Origin of the sequence: Emticicia sp. 17c (assembly GCF_037153985.1) — a bacterium.
Classification (GTDB): domain Bacteria; phylum Bacteroidota; class Bacteroidia; order Cytophagales; family Spirosomataceae; genus Emticicia.
This window is the reverse complement of sequence record NZ_JBBAYI010000008.1, coordinates 1-11,630: the sequence shown is the minus strand read 5'-3', so window position 1 is coordinate 11,630 and position 11,630 is coordinate 1. Positions and strand designations below refer to the sequence as shown.

At 44.9% G+C, this 11,630-nt stretch carries 11 protein-coding genes; 6 read left to right on the top strand and 5 right to left on the bottom strand.

Going from position 1 to position 11,630, the window contains the following annotated elements:
- Nucleotides 1–22: 22 nt before the first annotated feature.
- The 3 genes from WAA15_RS15565 to WAA15_RS15555 form a co-directional block, all read right to left on the bottom strand.
- Nucleotides 23–322, bottom strand: coding sequence for a DUF202 domain-containing protein (locus tag WAA15_RS15565; protein ID WP_337043720.1), 300 nt, complete (start codon nucleotides 320–322; stop codon nucleotides 23–25).
- A gap of 159 nt (nucleotides 323–481) precedes the next feature.
- Nucleotides 482–1,906 carry an MBL fold metallo-hydrolase gene (locus WAA15_RS15560; RefSeq protein WP_337043719.1) on the bottom strand — a complete coding sequence of 475 codons (1,425 nt, stop codon included), beginning with the start codon at nucleotides 1,904–1,906 and terminating at the stop codon, nucleotides 482–484.
- 92 nt (nucleotides 1,907–1,998) lie between these two features.
- On the bottom strand, nucleotides 1,999–2,805 hold the full coding sequence (locus WAA15_RS15555) for a sulfite exporter TauE/SafE family protein (RefSeq protein ID WP_337043718.1): 807 nt from the start codon (nucleotides 2,803–2,805) through the stop codon (nucleotides 1,999–2,001).
- Nucleotides 2,806–2,943: 138 nt separating this feature from the next.
- Between WAA15_RS15555 and WAA15_RS15550 the strand changes: the two genes are divergently transcribed.
- Nucleotides 2,944–3,780, top strand: coding sequence for a ceramidase domain-containing protein (locus WAA15_RS15550; protein ID WP_337043717.1), 837 nt, complete (start codon nucleotides 2,944–2,946; stop codon nucleotides 3,778–3,780).
- A 131-nt stretch (nucleotides 3,781–3,911) separates the two neighbouring features.
- Here the strand turns inward: WAA15_RS15550 and bla are convergent, their stop codons facing one another.
- On the bottom strand, nucleotides 3,912–4,670 hold the full coding sequence (gene bla / locus WAA15_RS15545; RefSeq protein ID WP_337043716.1) for a subclass B1 metallo-beta-lactamase: 759 nt from the start codon (nucleotides 4,668–4,670) through the stop codon (nucleotides 3,912–3,914).
- A gap of 360 nt (nucleotides 4,671–5,030) precedes the next feature.
- On the opposite strand from bla, the gene WAA15_RS15540 reads away from it, so the two are divergent.
- From WAA15_RS15540 to WAA15_RS15525, 4 genes are all read left to right on the top strand, one after another.
- A complete protein-coding gene (locus WAA15_RS15540; protein WP_337043715.1) occupies nucleotides 5,031–6,143 on the top strand; it encodes a sensor histidine kinase in 1,113 nt (370 codons plus the stop codon).
- Nucleotides 6,136–6,831, top strand: coding sequence for a LytR/AlgR family response regulator transcription factor (locus tag WAA15_RS15535; protein WP_337043714.1), 696 nt, complete (start codon nucleotides 6,136–6,138; stop codon nucleotides 6,829–6,831). Before WAA15_RS15540 ends, WAA15_RS15535 begins: the two co-directional genes overlap by 8 nt.
- A 140-nt stretch (nucleotides 6,832–6,971) precedes the next feature.
- Nucleotides 6,972–7,640 carry a porin family protein gene (locus WAA15_RS15530; RefSeq protein WP_337043713.1) on the top strand — a complete coding sequence of 223 codons (669 nt, stop codon included), beginning with the start codon at nucleotides 6,972–6,974 and terminating at the stop codon, nucleotides 7,638–7,640.
- Nucleotides 7,641–7,690: 50 nt separating this feature from the next.
- The gene (locus WAA15_RS15525; RefSeq protein WP_337043712.1) at nucleotides 7,691–8,401 is read left to right on the top strand and encodes a DUF4386 domain-containing protein; all 711 of its coding nucleotides are present in this window, start codon (nucleotides 7,691–7,693) and stop codon (nucleotides 8,399–8,401) included.
- Between the two features lie 57 nt (nucleotides 8,402–8,458).
- Here the strand turns inward: WAA15_RS15525 and WAA15_RS15520 are convergent, their stop codons facing one another.
- A complete protein-coding gene (locus WAA15_RS15520; RefSeq protein WP_337043711.1) occupies nucleotides 8,459–9,805 on the bottom strand; it encodes a 3-coathanger stack domain-containing protein in 1,347 nt (448 codons plus the stop codon).
- Here WAA15_RS15520 and WAA15_RS15515 point away from each other — a divergent pair.
- On the top strand, nucleotides 9,687–11,630 hold a 1,944-nt coding region (locus tag WAA15_RS15515), incomplete at its 3' end, for a hypothetical protein (protein ID WP_337043710.1). The two genes, WAA15_RS15520 and WAA15_RS15515, sit on opposite strands and share 119 nt — an antisense overlap.

The following is an 11,630-nucleotide window of genomic DNA, read 5'->3' as shown; positions in this document are numbered from 1 at the left end:
CAGAAAAGACCACCCAACGTGTTTACTGGAGGTAATCGTCCTGAAAGTTTCCGATATGAACCCTGTTCTGGTTTATTTTCTTGCGGTGAATAAAGTAATTGATAACTCCGTAAACAAACAACACAAGCGCAAAGCCAAAGAATACATACTGATACCGGATGTCGGTCTTGAGTAGGTTTTCGATAGATAAACCCGCTATTAAAAAATACATGGAGGTGCGCAAAAAAGCCAGAAATGTAGATTGATTGGCCAGAATAGTGCGCTGTATTGCCAGACGTTCTCTTAATATCAGGTCTTTATTAATTGGGTTTTCTTTTTTCATTACTACTACATTTATCTGGTAATTTACACAGTAAACCATCAAACACAAAGGCTTTTCTTGGTTGTTTGTAGGTTTCTGGGCATTAACAGACCCGAATTGGTTTCTTATAAATGCAAAACTCCCTCATTATCAGCCGACAATGAGGGAGCCGCCTTATATTTACAATGTTTCACAAAACACTTCTGTTGGTTGGCCCGTTACAAGGGGGTTGCCTTTGTTTACCCATTCATTCATACCACCCGAATAATTGCTGATATTGCTGAAACCGTTCTTTGCCAGTATCGAATAGCCAATGGCGGCTCTGTCGCCCCCCTGACAATAAATAACTACGGGTTTTTCTTTACTTATTTTGTCGAGGTTTTGTGGCAAAGTGCCGACAAACACATTTTCGGCACCTGCCACATGGCCATTTTTAAATTCTGCTGCCCCTCTCAGGTCTATCACTTGCACGTTTTCGTCGGTCAGCAGTTCTTTAAATTTATCTAGGCTGATTACAGCACTTTCCTTTAATTCAATACCCAGCGTATCTACGTCAGTTATATACCCCAGCACGTTATCGAGCCCGATACGCATCAGTTTACGGGTAAGGTCATCAATCTGGTTATCGTCAGCTACGAGCATAAAAGGCTCTTCGTAGTTTACAAACCAGCCCATCCAAGTAGCAAACGAGTTATTCCCCTGAATATTAATGCTATCTGGCACAAAACCGGCGGTAAACGCAGTTTTGTTGCGGGTATCTATCAGTTTTATACCTTGTGCCATTGCCTGTTTTACTTCTTCGGCCGTTAGTTTCTTTTGCACAGGCACTTCGGTAAGCAAGGGTCTGTTAACCTTGTTAAGTTTTTTCATCATGGCAAAATACTTGGGCGGCTCTGGCTGGTCGGCTAACAGATACTTCACGAAACCGTTCTGGTCGTCGTCATACTGAAAAGCCCAGTTTCTGATTTTCTCGTACCCTACGGTCGAACTCGGCACGGCTCCTAATGCTTTTCCACAAGCCGACCCCGCGCCATGCCCTGGCCATACCTGAATAAAATCGGGCAGGGCATTAAACCGCTGAATCGATTTATACATCTGTAAAGCTCCTGCATCCTGCGTGCCTTTCATTCCGGCGGCTTTTTCGAGCAAATCAGGGCGGCCGATGTCTCCTACAAACACAAAGTCTCCGGTAAACAACATCACGGGTTCAGGGCTGGCGGGGGTATCTGTCAGCAAGAAACTGATACTTTCGGGTGTATGCCCGGGTGTATGCAATACTTCAATTTTAAGATTCCCGACGGTCATGATACTGCCATCTTTCAGGCCCACGTGGTCGAACTCATATAACCAGCCTTCGCCGCCTTCCTCAGAAAGGTAAAGGGTAGCACCCGTAACCGCCGCTAACTCACGCGCTCCAGAAAGGAAATCGGCATGGATATGCGTTTCTGTTACGTGCGTAATGCGCATATTGTTCTGGCGAGCAATTTCCAGATAAGTATCAATATCTCTTTTAGGGTCAATTACTATGGCAACGCCCGCTTTCTGGCAACCAACAAAGTAGCTTGCTTGGGCTAATGATTTATCGTATACGTGTTGAAAAAACATCTTTAATAAGGTTTTTAATAATTATATGACAAATTTATATTGTTGTTTTCTGAAACTCTGTGACATTTATTACATAGCAAAAAAATTTGCAACTATTTCAGAATCAACTCTTTAATAATAATATATGCTCCCATAGCCAGCACAAACCAGCCAAAAGATTTTTTGAGTTTTGCCCCTGTAACGAATCTGGACAGGTACGAGCCTACAAAAATGCCCACCACTGAAAGGGTTGTAAATTCAAACAGAAAAACCCAGTCAACCTCAAGGTTGGACAAATCGCCCAGAAAGCCAATTAACGACTTGGCGGCAATAATAAGCAACGATGTACCCACGGCCGATTTCATGGGGAGTTTGGCAAAAAGCACTAGCGCAGGTATTATCAGAAAACCACCGCCAGCCCCTACAATGCCCGTCAGGATACCCACCAGCCCACCTTCGAGGGCTATCATCGGATAATTGAACGTTAGCACCTGTTCGTCGTCGGTTTTTTCTTCTTGTTTCGATTTTATCATGGAATAAGAAGCCGCAAGCATAATGAGGGCGAAGAACACCATGATTCCTACATTTTTTGAGATAGCAAAACCGCCCAGATGCAAAATAGGGTCAGGGATGGCCGGAACCAGATATTTGCGTGTCAGAAACACAGAAATGAACGACGGAATGGCAAACACAAGAGCCGCCCGATAATTGACAAGGCGTTTTTTCATGTAACTGGCCGACCCTACCAACGAGGTTGTGCCAACAACAAAAAGTGAATAAGCGGTTGATAACACCGGATTTACATTTAGTAAATACACTAACACAGGGAGCGTAAGGATACTACCGCCGCCGCCAATGAGGCCGAGGCTTACTCCTATCAGAACAGACGATGAAAACCCTACGATTTCGCTTGCATTCATACTTTAATAGCGTTTAATTAGAGGCTACAAAAGTAGAATGCTGCTTTGTTGCTATCTGTGATAATTGTTACACAGGCCCGAAAAGACAGGCAATAAGGTAAAAATCTTTTCAACACATACATTACAGGTTTCTTTGCTATGCCCAAACATTTACTTCTGAGGCTATTAATGAGGTCGGTTGGTTTTACGGCAGCCATGCTGGTGGTGTGGGTGTGCCTCGATGCCTTCGTGTCGGCGCAAGTCTGGCAGGGCATGGCTGTCAGCAAATCGGCATTAACGGTCGAATACTGCGAGTTTAACCATACCGACAAGTTTTTTCATCAGCCCATGAATACGTACTCTAATCTGGCATATTTCTTTTTTGGGGTTTTTATTATACAACTTGCCTACGCAGATTATAAAAACCAGTCTGCCGAATTGATGAACCGAATGCAGCAATTTCCGCTATTATCGGCCCTGATGGGCATTTATTTTGTTTATCTGGGCTTTGGCAGTGCTTTTTTTCATGCGTCGCTTACCTACGCAGGGCAACGGGTTGACATGAACGGCACTTATGGCGTTTCAATCACACTCTTAAGCATTGGGGTGTATCATATTTTTCATAAAATACGGCTTTCAGCTACTGGCCGTTATGTGTGGGCGGGTGTGCTGGTGCTAGTAATTATGGCTTTTTTTAAAATTGCTTTGCTGGTTTCGAGTTCGGTTTTGTTACCCGCCATGATTTTAGCCCTCACCGCCATGAACCTCATTAACTTTTTTCAGTTCAGAAAAGAGCGTTCTCTTGTGCTGGCTATACTAAGTTTTGTGCTGATTGTGGTTGCCATTAAAATACGAACGCTTGATGTGCAGAAAAAAGGCTGTGACCCTTACTCGTGGTATCAGGGTCATGCGGTGTGGCATTTGCTTACGGCATTGAGTAGTTTTTGTAGCTATGCGTTTTTCAGGTTCGGTAGCCTAACCCTAAGCAACAAATAGGCTAAACAGATAACAGACTAATACCCTTGCTGGCAAAACTACAAGGTAGCTGCAAAACTAAAAGCCGCCCTTTCGGCAAACCTTTTGGTCTGGCACGGGCGGCTTTTAACAAGCATTTTAGTAAAATGCTTTTACTGGGTTCTGAATAGCTTAATGGTATAATCGAGCAATTGCACGTTGCCATATTCTCCATGCCCGGGAATCACAATTTTTACGTTAGGGTATTGCTTTTTGATATTCTCGACCGTACCCGACCACGCAGCCGTGTTGGCATCGCCCAGATACCCTTTGGTAGCATCTACTTCTTTTATTAAACACCCGCCAAACATTACGTTGTCGGCAGGAAAATACCCGATAACGTTATCTCTTGTATGCCCTTCGCCAAAAAATCGGGCAGTTATGTATTGCTTACCCATTTTTATCACAAGCGAATCTGTGAAGCTGTTTTCTGGCACAGTATAGTTGTTTTCTTTTGCCAGTTCGATGGTTTTGAAATAGGCATAAGAAGGAATATTACTGGCATGAAATATTTTCAGCCCTCCTAAACAATCGTTATGAAAATGGGTTGGAATAATGGCGTTTATTTTACAATGCAACGATTCTTTCACCCATTTAATTAGCTCTTCCGAACTTTTGTCGTTACTGGGGGTATCAAAAATAACGGCTTCGTTGCTGTTGCGCACAATTAGCCCGTTGCACGGAACGTTCCCGAAATCGTTGGTTTGCAGAAACGAGATATGCTGAAAAGAATTTTCGGCAATCTGGTTGATAATCAGGTCTTTCGACTTGTAAACTTCTTTAGCTTTAAATGTGTGTTTTTTCTGGGCAATACAATTAAAAATTGTTACGGAAAGCACAATTACCGAGAGCGTTTTTACGATGGATTTCATTCTGTCTGGATATTTTCTTTAGTGTTTTAAAACCCTCATTTACTGGCATAAACAAGGCCGAATACAAAGCTAATGAATAATAAACGGCCTACCAAACACTATAAATTTTATCTTTTAAATAGTTGATAGAGCCTTATTTTGTGACTATTTTTTACCTGAACGGGATTAAAATTGGAGCAAAAAAATGGTTTCTGTCATAGGTTTTTATGTGTTTCAGCAAGCCCAAAAACTTCCTGTGCTTTCATGGGCCGAATCAGTAAAAGCGTATATACCGCCATTGGCAGATTGCAGGCGGAGTTTTGCATATTTTTTTTGGAATGGTCTGAAAGAGATTGTTCTTTTAATCAGTAATTTTAAATCATGAAGAAATCGATTGTGGTTTTATTACATCTGGGGGTATGGCTCATTTATTTCTTAATGGTAGCCATTGTTCTGGCAGTTTATTCCAGAACTGACATGAATGCTATTAACCCAATGGCCCGCACTATGAATGCCTTTAAGAATATTTTTTTGTTTGCTTTTATTCCTTCGGTGGTTTGTTTTTATGTGTATTATTTCCTGCTTTTCCGGCGGTATATCCAGCAAAGAAAATACATACAGGCATTAATTGCGGGTGTTGGTGTGTCGGTTATGGTTGCGGTTGCGGGGTATATTCTGCATCGGTATTTTATTGAAACAGGGCAGGTGGCCGACATGGACGAAGGTGGCAGAAAGGGCAGGTCAACGGCCTTATCGACCATTATCGTTATGACCATCATCGGCATGATTTGCGGCATAGTAGGCTGGATAATAAAAGGCTTTGTAAGCTGGCTCAACGAAATGAAACTGAAAGAAGCCCTGAAAGAAAAAAACCATGCAATGGAACTGGCTCTGGTAAAATTACAGCTTGACCCCCACCTGCTTTTCAATACCATTAATAACATCGACTCGCTCATTATAACAGATGCCGTGGCTGCTTCGGAGTACCTCAACAAGCTCTCTGATATTATGCGGTTTATTCTTTACGAAACAAAAACAGATAAAATTCTGCTAGCTAAAGAACTTGAATACATCGAAAAATACATCGACCTGCAAAAAATACGTACTTCTAACCAAAACTATGTGCAGCTAACCATAAGCGGTCAGGCAGGTAACAAGCATATTGCCCCGATGGTGTTTATTCCATTTATCGAGAATGCTTTTAAACATACCAGCAACAAAAAACTGGAAAACGCCATTACCGTCAGTATTGTGATTGGCAACGAAACCATACAACTGATATGTGAAAATAAAATTGATGCCCGACAAAAAACAAAACAGCCCATAAACACTAACTCCATTGCGGGCAATTCCATTGGTGGCAACTCCGTTGGGGGCCTCGGTAATGGGTTGATTGAAAAGAGGCTTCAACTTATTTACAATAACAGGCATACGCTTGCCATACACAAAACCGATGACTTGTACAGCATTAACCTAAATATACCCTATGAGTAAACTTACCTGTATCATTATTGAAGACGAGCCGCTGGCACTGGACAAAACCCGAAGTTTTATCCAGAAAATTCCGTTTTTAAACCTGACCGCAACTTTCGACAATGCACTGGCAGGGCTGGATTTTTTAAATAACAACAAGGTAGATTTACTTTTTCTGGATATTAACATGGACGAACTGTCGGGCATTGAATTGCTTGAGAGTTCAAAAATCGGCAGTCAGGTCATTATCACTACGGCTTATCAAGAATACGCCTTGAAAGGCTATGAATTAAGTATAACCGATTACCTGCTGAAACCCTTTACGTTTAATCGTTTCTTACAGGCTGTAAATAAAGCACAGGAGAACCTGAGCCATCGGGCCGAAGAAGCGAAACCCGATTTTATTTTTGTCAAAACCGAAAACCGGCTCGAAAAAATCATGCTTAACGATATTCTATATATCGAAGGTATGAGAGACTACCTGCGTATTCATACCCTACACAAGAAAATAATGACCCTTCAGGGATTCGGCGAGCTTGAACAACTACTACCCGCCAACCTGATATGCCGCGTGCATAAATCTTACATGGTAGCCATTAACAAGATAGAATCTATTGAGCGCAGCAGAATAAAAATTGCCAATCAGCTAATACCTGTTTCTGAAACCTACAAAGAGGCATTTCTTCAACGCATTAACAGCAAGCTCTAAAACTGGGTTTCATCTGGCAGATTAAAATCAGGCATTGGCAGACATCCCCTCTGGCTTTGCATAGTGGTTTTGCCCACCTTCTGGCAGCCCTGTACTTTTGTTTCATTCAATTATTTATTAATAATCAAGTGAAACAAATTATGAAAAAGCAAGTACATGTAACAGCGTTGTTGAGCCTTATGCTCGTATCGACTCTGGCCATTGCCCAAACACAGGAAACTACCACAGACAAACGCCCGAAAGTCAAAAGCTATATCGACCTGATGGTAAACATAGCTAGTACCAACCTCAATTATGGAGCCGCAAACAGCACATTGGCCGACTACAAAGAAGCGGCCAATGGCTTACAGGCAGGCGTATCGGTTCAGTCGGGTATTACTCACCGTTTTTCGCTCGTAACCGAACTGTATTTTATGCGCAAAGGCGGCAAGCTCAAAGAAAATAACCCGTGGAGTGCCGCGGCATCAGGCTTACGCTTCAACACACTCGAATTACCCGTGCTGGCTCGTTTGCATCTGGGTAAGGTTTATTTAAACGCAGGCCCTTCGGTGGCCTATAACCTGAGTGGCAAGAATACCATAGGTGAAGTATCGAACAAGATTTCTTTTGACAATTCGGCTGCCGGATTCAAGCGTTTTGAAGCAGGCGTTCAGGTAGGCGCAGGGCTGGCGTTTCCAATCAAACAAAAAAGAATCGCGCTTGACATCAGGTATAACTATGGCTTAACCAATGTTTCGCGCAGCAAAGAAATCTATAACAGGGGCTTAATGGTTAGTGTGTTTTTCTCCAAAGCCTTGCATAAACAATAAGCCATGCCACAAAAACAATTTATTCAGGTCAGTTTTTACCTCTTTATCAGATGAATATCGAAACCACGGGGCATCTATTGCCAAACACTTTGTTGCCCCAACATCGTAACATATCACGAGCCGCAGGTTTGTTTTATCTTTTAACTTTTGTGTCGGTGCCAACGCTGTTTTTATACGGCCCCATTCATGAGCCAGCGTATCTGCTTGGTAATGGTAACGACAATGGCGTTATTATAGGTGGCATTTCAGAAATTGTAGTAGCACTTTGTGGCATTATTACGGCTGTTGTGTTGTATCCTTTGCTCAGGAAGCAAAACGAAAGTCTGGCAATGGGTCTTGTGGCTGCTCGTATACTAGAGGCCGGTACTATGTTTACAGGAGTAGCATTATTACTAGGGGTAGTAAGTTTACGCCAGACAGGGGCCGGAGCCGAGGCATTGCCTGTTGCCCAGACACTTGTTATTTTATACGACCGTATTTTTGTATTAGGGCAAGGCTTTATTCCGGCTATTAACGATTTACTGTTGGGTTTGCTGCTCTATCGGTCGGGGCTGGTGCCACGTTTTCTTGCCCTGATAGGCATTGCCGGAGGCTTACCTCTGCTGGCGGGTTACTTTGCACTAATATTTGGCTTGATAGACCGAATTTCTCCGCTGGCGGGATTGTCGGCCCTTATGGTGGCAGTATTCGAGTTTTCGTTGGGCATTTATCTGCTTTTTAAAGGCTTTAAGGCTTCGTCGCCATTGCTGAATGCAAAATAAAAAGCAAAGCGCACTAGAACCCTGTGCGCTTTGCTTGTATTTACTCAATAGGGTTTATCAGTTATTACATCCCTCAATTGTTGCTTTGAAAACCGTACCGCTATCGGCTACAAAACCGGGTTGCAGCTCAATACTCAGGCCAGACTGATAACTTACTACGCCAGCATTATTGATTTTATTGGTTGCTGTAATTTTCTGTGACGCTTGTTTAACACCCACATTGCTGTTGTAATCGTCTGTCGGGCTACCCAATGCCAGATTTTTCGGATAAATGGTAAGTGCATTCGTGCTTACCTCGCTGACACTTACGCCATCGGTCGAAATCACTCTTATCCGATAATTCTCTCCTCCTTCTACGCCAAGCGGAATACTGCAACTGATTGTTCCGGCAGTATTGCTTGCCCCTATTAAAGTTGGTGCAATGGCATTGCTGCTCACAGGCTGGTTGCCAACATTTGCCACACTGCCAAATTTACCGTTGGCATCCGACAACTCTACCCTGAACTGATTACCTATATTGAAAGAGCCTGTTGTGGTGAAACTCACATCGATGCTGCTTCCGCTACAAATTACCGATTTTGAAGCCGTAGGTGCGCTAATCGTAACAGTTTTAGGTAAAATAGTAAAGGTAGTAGTAACAGGGCCATAGTTAACATTGCCTTGCAGGTTATCTTCAGTATAGCCGGTTACGGTTAGGGTATAAGTACCCGGAGCCAATTCTCGTCCGTAAACATTGTTTTCGAGGTTATCAAAAACGGCATACGGTGAAACACTCTGAATAATGGTAATACTGTTTGAAGGCCCCTGAAGCACCATGTTAAGGCTTTCGATGATTGTTGTAGGACAAACCGGAACCACTACGATAGAGACAGGATAGGCTAGCTGGTTAATCGACATTCCGTCAGTAATACCGAATAAGGGTTGGTAAGGGTTTCCGGCCTTCACAAGTTGATATTCAAGTAGCTGATTACAAGGACTTGTACCATTGACAAGCACTTGGGTAGTGGCAGTTGCCGAACACGTTCCGTTAGAAACCACAACCGTATAGATGCCACTATTATCGGCCGTTGCATTTGCAATGGTTGGCGCAGCCAGATTACTGCTAAAACCATTAGGGCCTGTCCATGCGTAGGTACTTCCACCAGAAGCCGTCAGCGCAATTGTTGCCCCGATAGTATAAGGGCCAGTATTATTAGCAATTGCAGAAGGTTGAGCGGCTACCTCCAAGCCCGTTACCGCCGTACTTGCCGGACTGGTGCATGAGCCAACCGTACAAGTTGCCGTTATGCTATATGTGCCTACGCTTGATAAAGTTAAACTCGTTCCGGTGCTGCTATTCGACCATGTGACGGTTCCCGCACAACCGCTTGCCGTAAGCGTGAGCGTACTTGGCGAACAAACCACTTTCGGGTTTGGTGCGTTGATGGTTGGGGCCGTCGGCTGTGTTACAATCTCCAAACCCGTTACCGCCGTACTCGCCGGACTGGTACAAGAGCCAACCGTACAAGTTGCGGTAATGCTATATGTGCCTACCGAAGAAAGCGTTAAGCTCGTTCCGGTGCTGCTATTCGACCATGTGACGGTTCCTGCACAACCGCTTGCCGTAAGCGTGAGCGTACTTGGCGAACAAACTACTTTCGGGTTTGGTGCGTTGATGGTTGGGGCCGTCGGCTGTGTCACAATCTCTAAGCCTGTGACCGCCGTACTTGCCGGACTGGTGCATGAGCCAACCGTACAAGTTGCCGTTATGCTATATGTGCCTACGCTTGATAAAGTTAAACTCGTTCCGGTGCTGCTATTCGACCATGTGACGGTTCCCGCACAACCGCTTGCCGTAAGCGTGAGCGTACTTGGCGAACAAACCACTTTCGGGTTTGGTGCGTTGATGGTTGGGGCCGTCGGCTGTGTTACAATCTCTAAACCCGTTACTGCCGTGCTTGCCGGACTGGTACAAGAACCAACCGTACAAGTTGCCGTTATGCTATATGTGCCTACCGAAGAAAGCGTTAAGCTCGTTCCGGTGCTGCTATTCGACCATGTCACGGTTCCCGCGCAACCGCTTGCTGTAAGGGTGAGCGTACTTGGTGCGCAAACTACTTTCGGATTTGGTGCGTTAATGGTTGGGGCCGTCGGCTGTGTCACAATCTCTAAACCCGTTACTGCCGTGCTTGCTGGACTGGTACAAGAACCAACCGTACAAGTTGCCGTTATGCTGTATGTTCCCACCGAAGAAAGCGTTAAACTCGTTCCGGTGCTGCTATTCGACCATGTGACAGTTCCCGCGCAGCCGCTTGCCGTAAGGGTGAGCGTACTTGGTGCGCAAACTACTTTCGGGTTTGGTGCGTTGATGGTTGGGGCCGTCGGCTGTGTCACAATCTCTAAACCCGTTACCGCCGTACTCGCCGGACTGGTGCATGAGCCAACCGTACACGTCGCCGTTATGCTGTATGTGCCTACACTTGAAAGCGTTAAGCTCGTTCCGGTGCTGCTGTTCGACCATGTGACAGTTCCTGCGCAACCGCTTGCTGTTAAAGTTAAAGTACTTGGCGCGCAAACTACTTTCGGATTCGGTGCATTGATGGTTGGAGCCGTCGGCTGTGTCACAATCTCCAAGCCCGTTACTGCCGTACTTGCTGGACTGGTACACGAACCAACCGTACAAGTTGCCGTTATGCTGTATGTGCCTACCGAAGAAAGCGTTAAACTCGTTCCGGTGCTGCTATTCGACCATGTGACGGTTCCCGCGCAACCGCTTGCCGTAAGCGTGAGCGTACTTGGTGAACAAACCACTTTCGGGTTCGGTGCGTTGATGGTTGGAGCCGTCGGCTGTGTCACAATTTCTAAACCCGTTACCGCCGTACTCGCCGGACTGGTACAAGAGCCAACCGTACACGTCGCTGTTATGCTGTATGTGCCTACCGAAGAAAGCGTTAAGCTCGTTCCGGTGCTGCTATTCGACCATGTGACGGTTCCTGCGCAGCCGCTTGCCGTAAGTGTGAGCGTACTTGGTGCGCAAACTACTTTCGGATTTGGTGCGTTGATGGTTGGTGCTGTCGGCTGCGTTACAATCTCTAAACCCGTTACTGCCGTGCTTGCTGGACTGGTACAAGAACCAACCGTACAAGTTGCCGTTATGCTGTATGTTCCCACCGAAGAAAGCGTTAAACTCGTTCCGGTGCTGCTATTCGACCATGTGACGGTTCCTGCGCAACCGCTTGCCGTAAGCGTG

Coding starts and splice junctions, on each gene's coding strand:
- WAA15_RS15565 (WP_337043720.1), bottom strand. CDS start 322: ATGAAAAAAGAAAACCCAATTAATAAAGACCTGATATTAAGAGAACGT.
- WAA15_RS15560 (WP_337043719.1), bottom strand. CDS start 1,906: ATGTTTTTTCAACACGTATACGATAAATCATTAGCCCAAGCAAGCTAC.
- WAA15_RS15555 (WP_337043718.1), bottom strand. CDS start 2,805: ATGAATGCAAGCGAAATCGTAGGGTTTTCATCGTCTGTTCTGATAGGA.
- WAA15_RS15550 (WP_337043717.1), top strand. CDS start 2,944: ATGCCCAAACATTTACTTCTGAGGCTATTAATGAGGTCGGTTGGTTTT.
- bla (WP_337043716.1), bottom strand. CDS start 4,670: ATGAAATCCATCGTAAAAACGCTCTCGGTAATTGTGCTTTCCGTAACA.
- WAA15_RS15540 (WP_337043715.1), top strand. CDS start 5,031: ATGAAGAAATCGATTGTGGTTTTATTACATCTGGGGGTATGGCTCATT.
- WAA15_RS15535 (WP_337043714.1), top strand. CDS start 6,136: ATGAGTAAACTTACCTGTATCATTATTGAAGACGAGCCGCTGGCACTG.
- WAA15_RS15530 (WP_337043713.1), top strand. CDS start 6,972: ATGAAAAAGCAAGTACATGTAACAGCGTTGTTGAGCCTTATGCTCGTA.
- WAA15_RS15525 (WP_337043712.1), top strand. CDS start 7,691: ATGAATATCGAAACCACGGGGCATCTATTGCCAAACACTTTGTTGCCC.